Genomic DNA, 15,631 nt, shown 5'->3' on the forward strand with positions numbered 1-15,631 from the left:
CCAATGTCGTCGGTAGCTTGGAGGTTGGGGATGCCATCCCCTTCGATATGGCCGAACTCGCCGTGCAATCGATCCTGGCTGTTGACACAATCCCCCCGGACACATCGGCCGACGGCGCTGATTTTCCCAACCAGGACGTCTCTGCCGACGCTAGCCCCGCGCCTACCCCGGTGACCGATGCGCCCCGGCTCGACGTCGCGCCCGCGACCGGCGCCGAGGACAGCGCCATCGCCCTCGAGCTCGCCGCAGACCTGATCCGACCCGCCCCGGGCGAGACCCTCACCCTCACCGTCTCGGGCCTGCCAGAGGGCGCCGCCCTCTCGGCCGGCATGATTGCCGGTGTCGCATCGGACGGCTCCACGACCTGGTCTCTTGGCGCCGCCGATCTTGCGGGCCTGAACTTGATCCCGCCCTCAGGGTTCACAGGCGATTTCGAGCTGCAAATTGCCGCGATTGCCAGCGATCCGGAGGGCGGCGTCGCGACCACCAACCAATTGCTGCCGGTGACCGTCCTTGCAGAGGAGCCTTCGCTGCCACCGTCATCTCAGGTGATCGAGCTGAACGGATTGATCACCCCGGAAGACACAGCCGTCGTACTGGAGCTCGGGCAGGCCTTCCTTGAGGCCACCGGTTTCTCGAACCTGACCTTTGCGTCGATTTCCGGTTTGCCGGAAGGAACGATGCTCTCTGCCGGTGACTTGCAGCCGGACGGAAGCTATCTGGTTTCCGCAGCGGACCTGGAAGGGCTCTTGCTGACGCCTCCCAATGACTCGGACGACGACATGCGCATCGCGGTCTCCTTCGAGCTCACCGATGGCGCCCAGGTCAACGCGGCCTTCGACCTGCAGGTCGATGCCGTGGCCGACATGCCGACCATCACGATCAGCGGCGCCTCGAGCGACGATGTCTCGGTCATTCCTTTCAATATCGGCGGCGGATTGAGCGATGTCGACGGGTCGGAGACGCTGACACGTTTCGTTTCCGGTCTTCCCGAAGGCGCACGCCTGTCTGCGGGCACTTATGCGGGCGATGGCCTCTGGTTGCTGACGCCCGAGGATCTGACAGGGTTGGCGCTTCGGCCCCCGACCGACTTCTTCGGCAGCTTCGGCTTTACGACCACAGTCGTCGCCACCGAGGCCAGTAATGGCGACGTCGCGGTCTGGAACCAGAATGTCACCGTGACCGTCTCGGGGGGGCAGGAAGGAGACGTCTGGCAGAGTTACGACGCGCGCGGGGATGAAGATACGGCGGTAGATCTGGGGACCTTTCTGCTCCTTTTCGACCTGGCCGGGTTCGCTTCGATCGCGGTCGAAGGCGTGCCGGAGGGAGGAACATTGTCGGGCGGCTATCTCGACGAGAATGGCGACTGGATCATCGCCGTCGGCCTTTTGCAGGACCTGAGCTACACGCCCCCTGAACATGACGCGTCCGACGTCACCTTGTCCGTGGTTGGCCGGATCCTGTCCTTTCCGATCACCCTTGGCCGCATCGATGTGCTGGTCGACGCGGTCGCGGATGCGCCCAGCCTGTCGGCCAGCGCGGTCGACGGGATCGAGGATCAGGCGCTGAGCCTGACCATCCACGGCGCGCTCGTTGACACCGATGGCTCCGAGACCTTGTCCTTCGCAGTTCTCGGCTTGCCCGAGGGCGCGGTGCTGAGCGCGGGAACACGCGATCCGGCAAGCGGAACCTGGATCCTGACGCCGGAGGATCTTTCCGGTCTCACCCTGACCCCACCTCCCGACTTCAGCGGGCAGCTGACCTTCGACGTAAGGGCGAACTCTCTGGAAGACGAAGGCAATGCAGCAAGCACGACAGAGACGATCACCATCAACATCCTGCCCGTAACCGATGCCGCCTCGCTGATTGTCCAGGCCGCGGCCGGGCATGAGGATCAGCCCATCCCGCTGAACATTACGCTGAGCTCGGGCGACGCGGATGGATCGGAAAACGTGACGGCCATCGTGATCTCGGGCCTGCCCGACGGAGCGGTGCTAAGCGCCGGAACCGCTCTCGGCGCTGGCGCCCATGCAGTGCAACCGGAGGATCTCGCCGGCTTGACGATAACGCCGCCCGCCAACTTCTCCGGGCAGTTCGATCTGCAGGTGACAGCGACGCTGCAGGACGGCACTGCGGATCCGGTCACGGTTTCCGGCACGTTGACGGTGACAGCGGCGCCGGTCGCGGACGCGCCGGTCCTGAATGTGATCGACGCTCTCGGCGTGCCGGGAGAACCGGTGGATCTGAGCATATCGGCCGCCACGGTCGTGGCGGATGGGACAGAGGTGCTCTCCATCGTTCTGAGCGGGCTGCCGGAAGACGCCTTCCTCACCGCCGGGCGCAATATGGGCGGCGGCGTCTGGTCGCTCGATGCGCAGCAACTCGACGGCTTGCAGCTTCTTCCACCGCAAGACTGGTTCGGCGAATTCGCTCTGACCGTCGATGCCCATGCGACGATCGCCGGGACCGGCGACATCGCCAGCAATACTGCGGTCATCGACGTGCAGGTGCCGGAGCCCGCCCCCATCGCCATGGAGGTCGTGGTCGATATCGCGCCCGGTTTCAGCGTCGACGGCACCGCCACCCTGTCCCGGATCGTCGTCACCCTGGCCGATGATCCGCTTTTCGCCGAGGACACGCTTGCCTTGTCAGACGAAACCGCGTCCGATCCGGTGATATCAAACGCCCTGAGCGGGGGCGCCCTCAGCCTGCGCTTTGAAAACGATGGCCGGCAAGCGATCCTCGAAGGCGACGCTCCGACGGAGCTCTTCGAGCAACTGGTCCGTGGCCTGCAGCTTCACACCTCGTCCGATCAGGGCAGCAGAACCGTTTCGATCGATGTCTACGATACCGCAGGCGAGCTTCTTCCGCTCGATTCCGTCAATCTGACCCTGAACCCGAACGACCCCGCCGCATCGACCGACCCCGGTGATTTGTTCGCTGCGGACACCTCTTTCGACGCAGAGACCGACACGACGAGCCTGGATTGGGACGCGGGCTCAGATGCCCTGGACACGCCGACTACCGACGATCCAGCACCTTACCAAGAAATGTCGACCTGAAAGGAAGTGTCGATGAAAATTCTGGTCGTTGACGACGACGATCTGGTCCGGGAATTGATCCTGCACAGCATAGGACAGCTCGGCCATGACCTGCACGCGGCGGATAGCGGCGAGACTGCGCTGGAGCAAATCAAGGCCGGCCTGGAAGTGGATCTGGTGATCAGCGACTGGATGATGCCCGGGATGACAGGCGTTGATCTTTGCGCCGAAGTCCGTCGTAAAACGAGACGACGGCATATCTTTTTCCTGCTTCTGACCGCGCGCGAAAGCCGCGAGGACTATCTGTCGGCCATGGAGGCCGGCGCCGACGACTTTCTGGTCAAGCCCTTCGATCCGGAAATGCTGGCCGCCAAGGTCCGCGCAGCGGAACGCATATTCGGCCTGCAAACCCAGCTTGCGCTCAGCAACACGCAGCTGACGCAAAGCAACCAGGAACTCGACGACGCCCTTCGCAAGATGAAGAACGACATTCACGCCGCCGCCAAGCTTCAACTTGGGTTGCTGCCGCCAGAGAAGGTACGTTTTGGCCGTTTCAGGATGTCGGCCGCCTTGCTGCCATCCTCTGCGGTGTCGGGGGATATCTACAACTATTTCAACCTGGGCGACGAGACCTTCGGGCTCTATTCGCTCGATATCGCCGGACATGGTGCGCGTGCCGCGATGATGTCCTTCGCGATTTCGCGCTTCATTATCGATCTGGGGGTCGTCGGCAACTTCGAACGCACCCGTACATTAAGCAGCTATGTGCAGGAATTGAACGAGATATTCCAATCCAGTCCGCCGGACAATGACTATTTCACGATGCTGCTGGCAACGATCTCGTCAGACGAGAAAATGCGGGTATGCCAGGCCGGGCATCCACACCCGATCGCCACGCCGATCGACGGCGGCCCACCTTTTCCGCTGGGCAAGGGCGGATTCCCGGTGGGTCTGCAGGAGGGTATTTCATATGAGGAATTCCTCGTGGATCTTACGCAGATTCACCGGGTCGTCTTCTATACTGACGGCATCACGGAATGCAGTGGCCCGAACGGAGAGCTGTTCGGCGTCGAGCGTTTTCAGACGCTGTTGCATGAAGCGGAGGGCAAGCCACTGGATGACGTCGTTCCGGCCGTCAAGCAAGCGATGATAAGCTGGCATGGGGGCGACGAATTCGATGACGATATCTCAATAATTGTCCTCGAGAATTGCGAGGCAACGCCGGAGGCCCCATGATAAAGACCGAACCCTCAGCTGGAGTGACCATCTTTGTGATCGGCACGCAGCGTCTGGACGCAAGCAATGCGACTGCATTCCACTCGCAATTGGCCCCGTTGATCAAGGGACACGATCGGATCATTCTTGACTTCACTTCCGTGGAATTCATGGATTCAACCGGAATTGGTGCGCTTGTCGGCGTAACCAAGGGGAAGAGCCCCGACGCACGCATTGCCATGTGCGGACTGACACCTGCAGTCGAGACCATCTTCAAGCTGCTGCGCATGGACATGTTTTTCCTCGTTGCTGCCGATCGCTCAGATGCCATCGCGCTGCTCGAAAGCGCCTGACGGATGGGCAACATGCCTGGCCGCTTCATATTGAAGTACGATTTCCTGGAAGCGCCCCGTGTCTGGGACGCGATCAGTAGCGAAGTCAGCGCAAATTATCCGCAGGATGACCTGATAAAAATTCGTCTCGGCCTGACCGAGATCATCAACAATATCGTGGAACACGCTTCCAACGGGCAGGACGATGCCAGGTTTTCTCTTCGAATTCTGAAGCTTGAGAGCGGGCTTTTCTTATGTCTGTCTTATGCGGGCCCCGCTTTCGTGCCGCCGCCCGACGCTTTGGACGCGGAGAAGGTGCTGGCAAGTGAACGAACCCGCGGACGAGGTCTATGGCTCATCTCTCAGTGTTTCACCCAGGTGAGGTATCGCGATCGTGGCCTCACTCAAAGGGTTATCGCGCGGCTATAGCCCCCTCGTCGCCTGATCAAACGCATCGGGTAGCGACAGAAACGGATCTTAAGAGATCAAACATATCTGTCAGCGACGATGCGGTTGGTTAAATAACTCCGGACGCCTCGAAATGAGCTTTCTCAGGCCCCAAAAATCTCTGCCCAGGCACCCGGTCGTGACGGGCATGATCGTCGTCCTGACAGTCCTGGCGGTTGCCAACGGGGCGATCACGATAGAGAAACGGGCTCTGCTGGAAGCGGAACGCGACCTGGTGGCTCAGGAGGTCATGACTTTCGCCGCCCGCTTGCAGACAGAAATTAACTCGAACGTATATCTTGCAAATGGCCTCATTGCATTCATCGCAGTAAGCAAAGCCCCCGCCCCGCAGGAGATGAAAGCGGCAATGGCGTCGCTACATGGCGCGGGGCGAAATATTCGGAATATTGGCCTGGCACCCGGAAACAGAATAGAATACGTATTTCCGAATACCGGAAATTCTTCCGTCATCGGCCTGTACTACCCTGACCTCAAAGACCAGTGGCCCGCGGTGAAACGAGCCATTGACAGAAAAACGACCATTGTTGCAGGCCCGATAAATCTCAAGCAAGGCGGTGTTGGCCTGATAAGCCGGACTCCGGTATTTCTTGAGGACGGCTCCTATTGGGGCATTCTTAGCCTGGTTCTGGACGCAGAGAGCGTGTTCGCACAAGCTGGCATCCTGCCTCTGCAGAACAACTTGAATATCGCTCTACGCCTGAAGGCAGACGATGGCGAGCCGGATCGGGTATTCAAAGGTGAGGCGGAGCTTTTCGCGCCGACCTCCATTATACGAGACATCGTTCTGCCAGGGCTGGTTTGGCAAATCGCAGCCACACCACGCGAAGGCTGGACACAGAGCCTCGGCCATTTGCAACTGCTCCGGGGACTTTCCTTGTTGCTGGCCTTATTCCTTGGAGGCCTGGCAGCAGGGCGCCAACGGCAGAGACTGGATCTGGCGCGCACTGAAAAACGTCTGGCGTCGGTGACAAAAGCGATCCGCGATGCGATCGTCGTCGTCGACGGTTCCGGAGACATCGTCGAACTGAACGCCGCAGCCGAGACCATGTTTGGCAGGCCGACAGCGCAAGCCAAATCAATGCCTGTCGCGGAGATGTTCGAGGTCGAGACGGTCTTGGCGAACACCTCCGTCCAGACAGTTGTGCAGGGCTGGCGAGCAGACGGTACAGAGCTTTGTCTGGAGGTCAGCTCAAGCACAGTTGACATGATGGGCAATCTCAAGACCATCTACTCGATCCGCGACGTCGGTGATCGCATGGCGATAGAAAATGCCCTGAGAAAGAGCGAGGAGCGTTTCCGCAACATCACCAGTCAGGTTCCCGGCGTAATCTACCAGTGGCAGGAGGGCCCGGGGGATCGCCGGGGTTTCACCTATGTGAGCCCCCGGGCCAACGAAATTCTCGGCCTTGAAGCAGACGCCCTTGTCGAAGATTGGAGTTTGTTTCAAATTCATCCTGACGAAATCGATGCTTGGGTCGCAAGCATCTCACATTCGATATCGACTGGCGAAGACTGGCAATTCGAGGGTCGCTTTTTGCGTGGCGACGAAACTCGGTGGTGGCGCGCGTTCTCAAGACCACAGCGCTTCGTCGACGACCCGGACGGTACCGTCGTTTTCACTGGCGTGATATTTGATGTAACCAGTGTCAAGGCTGCCCAACAGGCTCTGATCGCCAAAGAGCGGGAGCTGGCAGTCGTTCTCGAAAGCGCTCTGGACGGGATCATTTCCATCGACATGCGGGGGGTGATCCTTTCCGCGAATGCGGCGGCGGCGCAAATATTTCAGTACCGCACCGAAGAGCTCGTCGGCCAAAACGTATCAATGCTGATGCCTGACGCCATCGCCAGCAGGACTGAAAGATATTTGGACTCGGAGGCTGTAAGCGTCATACGGAAGGTCGTCGGCATGTCGCGAACCGTTATGGGACGACGTCGAAATGGTGAAGAGTTTCCAGTCGAGCTAAGTGTCGCTCAGACAATGGCTGGCTGTGGCTCGGCCTACACAGGCGTCTTGCGCGACATCACCGATCGCGTCGCGGCTGAACGTGAGCTGGAGGCAGCGCGCTTCGGCCTCGAGCAGAAAGCCAATGATCTGGAAATTCTGGCAGATGAGCGAGACCGCGCCCGGCGGGATGCAGAGCGCGCCAGCGAAGCGAAATCGAGTTTCCTCGCGGTCATGAGCCACGAACTGCGCACACCAATGACAGGAATCCTGGGCATCGCCGACTTACTGCTTTCTGAAACGCAATCGGCCCGCCATCGAAAATGGATCAACACGTTGCGACGCTCAGGTGTGAGCTTGCTTTCTCTGCTCGACGACATTCTCGATTTTTCGAAGATCGAAGCGGGCAAGCTCACCCTGGAATCGATTGCCTTCTTGCCGGATGTCGTGATGGCAGATGTTTGCGAACTGCTTTCCAGCACTGCGCAGGAAAAGGGGCTGGATTTCAAGATGGAGCAGCGGATATCTCCATCGCCGACGCTCATTGGCGATCCGATGCGGCTCCAGCAGATATTGCTGAACCTGACCACAAATGCTTTGAAATTCACCGACAAGGGCGGCGTAACCCTGAGTTTGGGTGATGCCGAGAAGCTTCCAGACGGACGGTGGCGCATGGAATTCGAGGTTGCGGATACCGGAATCGGTATTCCCTCCGAGCTTCAGGCCAATTTGTTCCAACCCTTCACACAGGCGGAGGCGTCTACCACGCGCCGTTTCGGTGGGACAGGATTGGGGCTGGCGATCTCGGGACGCCTGGCAGAAGCGATGGATGGCGAAATCGACGTCAGCAGCGTCGAGGGAAAGGGCTCTGTTTTTCGGCTGACGATCGTTTTGCCCGAGGCGACCGAAATGACGGGCAATATCTCTCATCCCGCACGCCTCGCGCTCGGGCCAGCCCATGAACGGGCTCTTAACCTCCTGATCGCCGAGGACAATGAGACCAACCGGCTCTTACTGAACGATGCGCTGGAGATGTGCGGTCACTCTGTTACCACAGTCGAAAACGGCGCCGAGGCTGTCGCTATCGTTAAAAAGAACGACTTCGACGCCGTCATAATGGACATGCAGATGCCGGTCATGGACGGCGTGACCGCCGCCCGACTGATGCAGACGGAGGACGGAAATGGGCCTCCGATTATTTTGCTGACAGCCGATGCACTTTCTCGAAAGAGTTTCGAAAAAGAAAATGTGTTCGCTGCGGTCCTAACCAAACCCATCGATTGGGGACAACTTTTTTCCGCGCTAAATGAATTTGCGCGGAGAGATGGTGAAGCATCAGCCGACGCGCAGCAGCATGATAAGCGGTCCGGTTTTATTGGTGCTTCCAAAAATAATTCTGATCCAGGCGAAGAGGTTTCTTCGACAGAACCGCCCACACTCTCGTTGGAGTGGCTCGATGTCTTGCGTCAGACTATCCCACCTGACCGTATCAATTCGATCTTCGCCTCGCTGATTGAAAAGCTCGACCTCCAGTCGCGCGACCTACGCGCTCGCCTAAGCGCCGGCGACCTTGAAGGAGCAGAACGCACGCTGCATAGCCTTCTCGGACTGAGTCGCCAATTCGGTTTAGGAAAAGTCGCCCAATGTTGTCAGAATATTTCCATCACTTCGGAGTCAGGGGACGTCGCACACCAAAGCCCCCTGTTGGAACGTTTTGATATTGAAATCTCATCTGCCCGCAGAGCGCTCAAAAATCATCTTGGCGCCCAACCCAAACCTTTCTTATGATCAATTGATCACTTTGATAAATTGCCCCCCCAGCGACTCAGGTCGGGACCCATTGATTTGATTTGGCGTGCATGATTCATCGTTCGAAAACGAGTGGTGCCCATGTCCGATCTTTTCTGGTTGAGCGACGCACAGATGGCACGTCGGAGCCTTACTTTCCGAAGTCGCATGGCAAGCCCCGAGTTGATGATCGACGTGTTCTGAGTGGCATTATATTCATCAATCGCAACGGCTTGCGGTGGCGCGACGCCCCAAGGGAGTATAGCCTCCACAGTTGAAGGGGACCGTGGCCCCGGTGGTGCCGCGTAAGCCCCGGAAACGCTCTACACCCTTTGGAAACGATGGAGCGAAAAAGGCGTCTTCGCTCGGATCATGGCGGTTTGACCCTTTCCCCGACATCCCGGCCATTGCGAACCGGAATTTTCCACCTTTGAATGGACGAAGGAGGAAGACCCATGAAGCGGAAGCGTTTCGCAGAAGAAAAAATCATCAGCGTGCTGAAGGAAAGCGAGGCAGGCGCGAAGACGGACGACATTTGTCGACGTCACGGCATCAGCTCAGCCACGTTCTACAGCTGGCGGAAGAAATACGGCGGCATGGAGGCTGGCGATGCCAAGCGCCTGAGATTTCTGGAAGCTGAAAACGCTAAGTTGAAGCGGATCGTTGCAGACCAGATGCTGGACATGTCCGCCATGAAGGATCTGCTGCAAAAACACTGGTAATCCCATGGCGAAGCGACAAGCCGTGGGCTTTCTGATGGCCGCCGAGCACGGTGAGGAGACGACCGTGATGATCGACGCCACCCATCTGAAGGCCCATCGCACGGCGTCCAGCCTGGGCGTTAAAAAGGGGGGCGTGGGCGTCTGATTGGCCGAACCAAGGGCGGCATGAATACGAAACTGCACGCAATCTGCGACAGCGAGGGCAGACCCATCGACCTGTTCCTGACTGCCGGACCCGTCAGCGACTACATCGGGGCGCGTGCGCTGATCAGTGGGTTGCCCAACGTGAAGTGGCTACTCGGAGATCGCGGCTACGATGCCGACTGGTTCAGAGAAGCCTTGCAGGACAAGAAGATACGTCCCGTTCGGGGCAGATTTGATCCACTGGATCAAATCTTGTCGCCCCTCACCCCGGGCCGGAAGAAGCGGAAGACGCCCGTCCGCTACGATAAGCGTAGGTATAAGCGGCGCAACCGGATCGAGATCATGTTCGGCAGACTCAAGGACTGGAGGAGGGTTGCGACCCGTTAGCCGCGCAGCCGGGCGATGTTGTCCAGTTCACGCGCCACGCGTTGCCCGGAAAGGGACGTGTCGACCACGCAGGCCAGGCACTCCCGGTTGAAGTCGTCGATGACGCACAGAACCCGGAAACGACGCCCGTCTGACAGGCTATCCGGCACGAAGTCCAGCGACCATCTTTGGTTCGGGCCTTGCGGGATTGCCATCGGCGCATGGGTGCCAATCGCCCGTTTCCGGCCACCACGCTTGCGCACCGTCAGGCCCTCTTCGAGGTAGATCCGATAGAGTTTCTTCCAGTTCACTTTCCAGCCCTCCCTGTTCAGCAGAATGTGCAGGCGCCGATAACCGAACCGCCTGCGTTCCCCGGACAACTCTTTCAAACGCTGACGCAGCCCTTGGTCCTGCGGCCTGCTTGACCTTCGCCGATAGACACGCGGATCAAGCCCGGCCAAGGCACACGCCCTCCGCTGGTTATAGTTCTTCTCTGTCATGGCCCAGTCCACGGCACGTCTCCGAGCACCGGGCTTCAAAAGTTTTTTCCCAGCATTTCCTTGAGTGTGGCGACGTCGAGTATGTGCTCCGCCAGCATCTTCTTCAGCTTGGCGTTCTCAGTCTCCAGGGCCTTCAGCCTCTTGGCCTCGGACACTTCCATGCCGCCATACTTCGAGCGCCATTTGTAGAAGGTGCCATCGCTGATGCCGTGCTTGCGGCACAGTTCCTTGGCACCTATCCCGGCCTGATGCTCCTTCAAGATGCCAATGATCTGCTCTTCGCTGAAACGGCTTTTCCGCATCGTCTGTCTCCTCGTTTGGAGAACAGGCTAACCTCAAACCGCGGACTGTTCAGGGGAGCACGTCAGCCACTGCGCCGGCTTTTCCATGTGCGGCCAGAGGCAAACCTATTTGACGAAAAAGGCAGGTTCAGTTCAGCATCAAGATTCTGAGACGCTGATATCAAAGGGAAATTTTGGCGCTCAGAGGCAGAACTTTGTGACAATTCCCACTCAGGTCTTGCCCGGCCAATAAGGCTTCACACCGCCAGCAATCATTTTCGTCGTGCCACGTGGAATTGACACTCGGTGTCACATAGCGGAAGCCACCGTCGAAATCGCGGGCGACGAAAAGTCCAAGCCCGGTGTTGGGGCCGAGCGGATTGATCTCGATCAGGCGCGGCACGAAGCTGGTATCGAGAAACAGGTCGGCGGCGAAATCGCTCTCGGGGACCTGTTTGATCAGCACCTCGGCCGCGCGCATCAGCGCCGCTTCGATGCGCGTGGCTGCCGCCGCTACCTCGGGCCAACCGCGATCGGGGTGATATTGCGTGATCCCCAGGAGCTGCCCACCCGCCACCAGCACACGGAACTCCGACCAGGGCGGAATATCGGCCCAGGCGAAAAGATGCAGCGATTGGTCGGACAGGCAAGGCGCCAGCAGCCTCTGGCAAGCGGCGACACGCCCGTTGGGTTGCGACAGTGCCGCCAACGCGTCCTCGGGCGTCAGAAGGCGCGGCACCTGCCCGCGCGCCCGTAGGCTGCATCCCTCGAGCCGCAGATGCGCGCCTTGCGGCAGCTCGGCCAGCGCGGCGGCCAGGTCATCGCGCAGCGTGCCGGAGAACCGCCCCGAGGGGCGCTCCCCGGCGGCATGGGCGCAGATCAGCGCGAGGTCAGAGGGCGACAGATCGATCGCGTGATGGGGCAGGCAGACGCGCTCCAGCGGTCCCAGCCAGCGCGAGGTCGCGAACCGCGCCAGGTGGTCGCCCGGCAGGTCGCGCAGAACACTCATGGCCGGTTCAGCCTCACCAGCTCCGCCTTTGCCTCGGCCTCGGTCTTGAGCGCGGCGAAATAGGTGCCGAGAGTGTCGGCGGCGAAGGCGGGCGGGTCGGCATTGTCGCCCGTGCCGAGTGCGTCATGCGCCTTGCGCCAGAGGAAGATCTTGCCGTAATCGCCGCTGCCCTGATTGAGGTTGATTGTCAGATAGACCTTGCCGCGATCCTCGTAGCATTCGGCGAAGACATAATGCCCCGGCGGCAGGATGATTGACCCTTTCTCGGCATAGAGGCTTTCGTCGAGAATGCGATTGATCGAGTAGATATGCGCCGGATCAAGAAGGCCCCAGTACATGATCGCTTGGTACCCCCCCCCCAACCGGGCCACGGAATACTCCAGCTTGGTCTCGTCGCGCCAGTCGCCCTGGGCGAATTCGGCAACGTAATCCGTGACGAACTGGTCGGGGAAATCGACCTTGCCCAGATGCGGCGATTGGAAATCGAAGCCCTTTGCGATGCGCGCGAAATCTTCGCCCCTCACGTCTTCATAGGGATTGCTCATGTCTCTTTCCTGTCTGGCATGGTTCAGAATACCGGGTCGCGGGTCATCGAATCCCCCCCCGCATGGGGCGTACCTGAATTCGCGGAACCATCTGCCTTCTGGTAGGCGGTATGCACATCCGCGTCGACATAAGACATGGTGACGCCATCGGGTTCATGGTGCCAAGTGCCTGGCCCGCCGGTGCGCGGCGTCGTCACGCCCGTCGCGTCTTTGTAGGCGGTTCGCGCCGCCCCAATGTCCTTGGGGCTGTTGCCGCTCATTTCGATTTCCACCTGCGGGGTCTTATCGAAGCCCCGCGGCGGGAAGCCGGTGAAATCGGGTTTGCCATCGGTGAAGGGCACACCCTGAACCGGGGTCTGGTGCTTGCTCAGCGCATCATAGAGCGAGCTGCCGGGGTCCGGCTTCCAGTAGCCCGAGCCGGCCGGCACCAGATTGCCATGCGCGTCCACCCATGTGCCCCCCTTTGCGGGCATCCGGTTGACCTTGCGCAGGTCCGCGTCGCGCGCCTTCCTGCAGGCCTCGGTCTTGCAGCCCCTGAACCTGTCGATGATCGCGTCGCGCCTGGCCTTGATCTGGCGCCAATAGGCCTCGGCCGCCGCCCTGGTGCGGGCGAAGGCGCGGGTGCGTGCAAGTGCCGCTTTCGCGGTCGAGAGCGCCTCGGCCGCGTGCGCGGCCGCCCGCGCGAGCTTGGTGCCCTTGGCCGCGCCCTTGATCGCATCCCCGAGCACCGGGATGAACCCGATCCCGTCAACGATCGCCCAGCCGTAATTGCCCTGGGCGATGTTCTTGCTCATCGAATAGGCATCGGCAATCTGCCCGCCCACGGGGCTGGTGGAGGCCGCAAGCAGGACGCCCTCTTCGGCGATCGCCAGCACCTCGGCGTCAAGCGCATCGACCCGCGATTGCGCCGAACGCACCTCGGGCGTGTCGGGGACCGAGGTCTGGTCGCGAATGCTACCCATCCTCGTCCCCGTCCCGGCGCTCCAGCACCCGGTAGCCATCCACCCCCGTGATCACGTTGTTCTCGATCAGGTTGGGCATCCAGTAATCCATGTTCGCCTCGGTGATCGCGCGGGCGGCGAGCTTGTCGGGCACCTCGAAAAGCGCATCGATCTTCGCGGCTTCGCTCAGGTCGCGGCGTGCCAACACCTCGGCGAAGCCGGGGAAGCGCCAGAAATTGGGCCCGACCGCCCACATCAGATAGAGGAACTGTGCCACCAGATCGTCGCGGCGGATGCCGAAATGATGGGCATAGCGCCGCCCGTTCGCCGAGAACAGCCGACAGGTCTGCGTCCCCATGTCCTCGATCCAGCCAGACAGGTTTTCGACCATGAACTCGCCCACGAACCAGTCGAGAAACGCCGTCTCGCCCATCGGGGGGCCTTGCATCTGATCCGTGCCGATCTGCATAGCTTCAAACCTTTTCTGTAGTCTCTGTTGCAAGTGCCTGCGCGTCTGGAGGGCGTACCACCAGGCCCGCGCCCAGCGGCTCCAGCGCCACCCGTTCGGGCTCGGCGCGGTCCGGCACATGCGCCAGCAGATGCGCGCCCGTGCCCGGGGCTTCGGCGAGATAGCACGCCACTCCCGAGAACATCGTGCGGCGCTGCGGCTCATCCATCGCGGGCAGGTAGGCATTGAGGTGATTGGGGCGGTAATACTTGAAGAAATACCGCTTTCCATCCTCATCCTCGACCCGCAACGGCTTCTTGAGCCGGGCCTTCAGTCGCGCGAGATCCAGATTCGAGACCACCAGCACGCCCCGGTTCCGCCCCCAGGCCTCCGACGCAAACCAGTCCCAGGCAGGCCCGTGCCGGTCGAACCGCACCAGCCAGGGCGCGACACCAGCCAACTCTTCGCCCAGGCTCCCCCCTATCAGGCAGCGCGCGGGTTCGGGGAAGGCCTCGAGCGTGACCGCGCTCAGCGGATCGCAGGCCGCGTCGATCAGGCCGAAGACATGGCCGCCCGGCAGGGCCTCGGCCCGGGCGAAAGCATAGGCGGCCAGACCCGCCAGGACCGTCTCGCGGTCGGGTGCCGCGGACGCGGCTCCATCCGGGCCGGGCATCCGGGTCGGTTCGCGGCTCACAGCTTTTCCTCCTGCGCGATGAAGGCGACGATTTCGGGGCGCATCAGGCGAGCGGCCAGCACGTTGCGCCAGACGGCGGTCACGCCCGCCTCGAAGGGCCAGGCGCGCCCCGGCGTGGCCACCATGCGGTCTACATAAGCGGCCAGCAGCGGATCGGCCGACCAGCGCGGGCGCGTCATCTCGATGAGCACGGCGCGTTGCAGCGTCACCGGATGTTCGGCCGCGCCGGGGGCCGCGCGCACCTGCGCCCAGACCCCGTCGATCCAGTCGACGAAGGCCCGGCGCTGGCGGTCGGACATCTGCGTCGCTTGCGGCTCGGCCAGCAGCCGCGCCTTGAGCCGGTCGCGCGCCGCCGCGAAGCGCACATCCTCGGCACGCGCCAGCATGGCCCGGTCGATCCGCATCATCCCAGCATCTCCCGCGCCGAGGGGATGCGCTCGGCATCCTCCGCCGTCTCGGTCAGCATCAGGCCGGCGGGGCTGTCCACCGGCTCGCCCCAAAGATCGGCCCAGAACGCGCGCACCGCGCCCGTCACCGCCTCCTGATCGTTCGGCGCAAGCGTCAGCACATGGGCGCGCAGGAAAGTCTCGAACAGTTTCGCATCGGCAAAGCGGGACAGGTCGCGGCGCACCCTTCCGGTGTCGAACCGATCCGCGTCGATCAGGCTGTAGGCATACTGCGCGTGCAGCCACAGGTCCCAGTCGTCGAGCGGTGCCTCGGCCAGCCCCTCCAGCAGGTCGTCGATCACGCGGCCCCGCGTCACCACTTCGTCGCGATAAGCTTGCCGCAATCCGTCGACGACCGCGCCCGGGACCCGGCCGACCGGGCCCTGCCTGTGCTGATTGTCGGAGAACCACATCCGCCACCCCCGCAGGTCGCGATTGTCCTCCCGCCACAAAATCGCGCGCAAGAAGGCCTCCCAGGCCTCGGCCTGCGCGGGATCTCTTGCCGCCAGTGTCGCGCGAAACTGCGCCAGCGTGTCGTCGGATCCGCCTTCGTTCCAAAGCCTGATCGCCGCGCGCGCCGCTTCGCGCGCAGGCGGCAGCGGCCCCGTCAGGCCGCCCGGAAAGGCCTCCCAGAAGGGCGCGAGGACAGATTGCGCAAGATAGCTGAGCAGCCCGTGGGCGGGGTCTATGATCGCCAGCCCCTCTTCGATCGGGACGCGCGATGCGCGCGGAAGCGGTGTCGTGGTCAT

General features: G+C 61.4%; 12 protein-coding genes and 4 pseudogenes. 8 read left to right on the forward strand and 8 right to left on the reverse strand.

The genetic code is table 11. From position 1 onward, the window contains the following. Window positions 1-47 precede the first annotated feature (47 nt). From A6W98_RS18125 to A6W98_RS18155, 8 genes and pseudogenes are all read left to right on the forward strand, one after another. Window positions 48-3,062, forward strand: a complete 3,015-nt coding sequence (locus A6W98_RS18125) for a hypothetical protein (RefSeq protein ID WP_155734845.1) — start codon at window positions 48-50, stop codon at window positions 3,060-3,062. 12 nt (window positions 3,063-3,074) lie between these two features. Continuing rightward, window positions 3,075-4,277: a PP2C family protein-serine/threonine phosphatase gene (locus A6W98_RS18130; protein ID WP_042464015.1), complete on the forward strand. Its 1,203-nt coding sequence runs from the start codon at window positions 3,075-3,077 to the stop codon at window positions 4,275-4,277. Continuing rightward, the gene (locus A6W98_RS18135; protein ID WP_042464017.1) at window positions 4,274-4,609 is read left to right on the forward strand and encodes an STAS domain-containing protein; all 336 of its coding nucleotides are present in this window, start codon (window positions 4,274-4,276) and stop codon (window positions 4,607-4,609) included. The genes A6W98_RS18130 and A6W98_RS18135 overlap by 4 nt, the downstream gene beginning before the upstream one ends. 12 nt (window positions 4,610-4,621) lie before the next feature. Beyond that, on the forward strand, window positions 4,622-5,017 hold the full coding sequence (locus A6W98_RS18140) for an ATP-binding protein (RefSeq protein ID WP_162107041.1): 396 nt from the start codon (window positions 4,622-4,624) through the stop codon (window positions 5,015-5,017). A gap of 112 nt (window positions 5,018-5,129) precedes the next feature. Next, on the forward strand, window positions 5,130-8,786 hold the full coding sequence (locus A6W98_RS18145; RefSeq protein WP_052678111.1) for a PAS domain S-box protein: 3,657 nt from the start codon (window positions 5,130-5,132) through the stop codon (window positions 8,784-8,786). A gap of 102 nt (window positions 8,787-8,888) precedes the next feature. Beyond that, window positions 8,889-9,161 (forward strand): annotated as a pseudogene (locus tag A6W98_RS21295) (transposase); the annotation flags it as partial. 80 nt (window positions 9,162-9,241) lie between these two features. Next, a pseudogene (locus tag A6W98_RS18150) lies at window positions 9,242-9,548 on the forward strand (transposase); the annotation flags it as partial. Beyond that, window positions 9,543-10,036: pseudogene (locus tag A6W98_RS18155) on the forward strand (IS5 family transposase); the annotation flags it as partial. The pseudogenes A6W98_RS18150 and A6W98_RS18155, both read left to right, overlap by 6 nt. Window positions 10,037-10,038: 2 nt before the next feature. Here the strand turns inward: A6W98_RS18155 and A6W98_RS20580 are convergent. From A6W98_RS20580 to A6W98_RS18200, 8 genes and pseudogenes are all read right to left on the reverse strand, one after another. Next, window positions 10,039-10,820: pseudogene (locus A6W98_RS20580) on the reverse strand (IS3 family transposase); the annotation flags it as partial. A gap of 160 nt (window positions 10,821-10,980) precedes the next feature. Beyond that, window positions 10,981-11,808: a cell division cycle protein 123 family protein gene (locus tag A6W98_RS18170; RefSeq protein WP_042464029.1), complete on the reverse strand. Its 828-nt coding sequence runs from the start codon at window positions 11,806-11,808 to the stop codon at window positions 10,981-10,983. Next, window positions 11,805-12,353: a hypothetical protein gene (locus tag A6W98_RS18175; protein WP_042464032.1), complete on the reverse strand. Its 549-nt coding sequence runs from the start codon at window positions 12,351-12,353 to the stop codon at window positions 11,805-11,807. Before A6W98_RS18175 ends, A6W98_RS18170 begins: the two co-directional genes overlap by 4 nt. A gap of 23 nt (window positions 12,354-12,376) precedes the next feature. Further along, window positions 12,377-13,315 carry an HNH endonuclease gene (locus A6W98_RS18180; protein ID WP_042464035.1) on the reverse strand — a complete coding sequence of 313 codons (939 nt, stop codon included), beginning with the start codon at window positions 13,313-13,315 and terminating at the stop codon, window positions 12,377-12,379. Beyond that, window positions 13,308-13,742, reverse strand: a complete 435-nt coding sequence (locus A6W98_RS18185; RefSeq protein WP_155735157.1) for a hypothetical protein — start codon at window positions 13,740-13,742, stop codon at window positions 13,308-13,310. Before A6W98_RS18185 ends, A6W98_RS18180 begins: the two co-directional genes overlap by 8 nt. A 25-nt stretch (window positions 13,743-13,767) precedes the next feature. Continuing rightward, on the reverse strand, window positions 13,768-14,436 hold the full coding sequence (locus A6W98_RS21560) for a DUF4123 domain-containing protein (RefSeq protein ID WP_042464038.1): 669 nt from the start codon (window positions 14,434-14,436) through the stop codon (window positions 13,768-13,770). After that, window positions 14,433-14,843 (reverse strand): hypothetical protein, encoded by a 411-nt coding sequence (locus tag A6W98_RS21565; RefSeq protein ID WP_042464039.1) that lies wholly within the window; start codon window positions 14,841-14,843, stop codon window positions 14,433-14,435. Before A6W98_RS21565 ends, A6W98_RS21560 begins: the two co-directional genes overlap by 4 nt. After that, entirely contained in the window at window positions 14,840-15,631 is a 792-nt protein-coding gene (locus A6W98_RS18200; protein WP_042464040.1) for a hypothetical protein, read from the reverse strand. The genes A6W98_RS21565 and A6W98_RS18200 overlap by 4 nt, the downstream gene beginning before the upstream one ends.

The organism is Rhodovulum sulfidophilum DSM 1374, from assembly GCF_001633165.1.
GTDB classification, from domain to species: domain Bacteria; phylum Pseudomonadota; class Alphaproteobacteria; order Rhodobacterales; family Rhodobacteraceae; genus Rhodovulum; species Rhodovulum sulfidophilum.

Coding starts and splice junctions, on each gene's coding strand:
- A6W98_RS18140 (WP_162107041.1), top strand. CDS start 4,622: ATGCCTGGCCGCTTCATATTGAAGTACGATTTCCTGGAAGCGCCCCGT.
- A6W98_RS18185 (WP_155735157.1), bottom strand. CDS start 13,742: ATGCAAGGCCCCCCGATGGGCGAGACGGCGTTTCTCGACTGGTTCGTG.
- A6W98_RS18170 (WP_042464029.1), bottom strand. CDS start 11,808: ATGAGTGTTCTGCGCGACCTGCCGGGCGACCACCTGGCGCGGTTCGCG.
- A6W98_RS18145 (WP_052678111.1), top strand. CDS start 5,130: ATGAGCTTTCTCAGGCCCCAAAAATCTCTGCCCAGGCACCCGGTCGTG.
- A6W98_RS18135 (WP_042464017.1), top strand. CDS start 4,274: ATGATAAAGACCGAACCCTCAGCTGGAGTGACCATCTTTGTGATCGGC.
- A6W98_RS18180 (WP_042464035.1), bottom strand. CDS start 13,315: ATGGGTAGCATTCGCGACCAGACCTCGGTCCCCGACACGCCCGAGGTG.
- A6W98_RS18175 (WP_042464032.1), bottom strand. CDS start 12,353: ATGAGCAATCCCTATGAAGACGTGAGGGGCGAAGATTTCGCGCGCATC.
- A6W98_RS18130 (WP_042464015.1), top strand. CDS start 3,075: ATGAAAATTCTGGTCGTTGACGACGACGATCTGGTCCGGGAATTGATC.
- A6W98_RS21565 (WP_042464039.1), bottom strand. CDS start 14,843: ATGATGCGGATCGACCGGGCCATGCTGGCGCGTGCCGAGGATGTGCGC.
- A6W98_RS18200 (WP_042464040.1), bottom strand. CDS start 15,631: ATGACCACGACACCGCTTCCGCGCGCATCGCGCGTCCCGATCGAAGAG.
- A6W98_RS18125 (WP_155734845.1), top strand. CDS start 48: ATGGCCGAACTCGCCGTGCAATCGATCCTGGCTGTTGACACAATCCCC.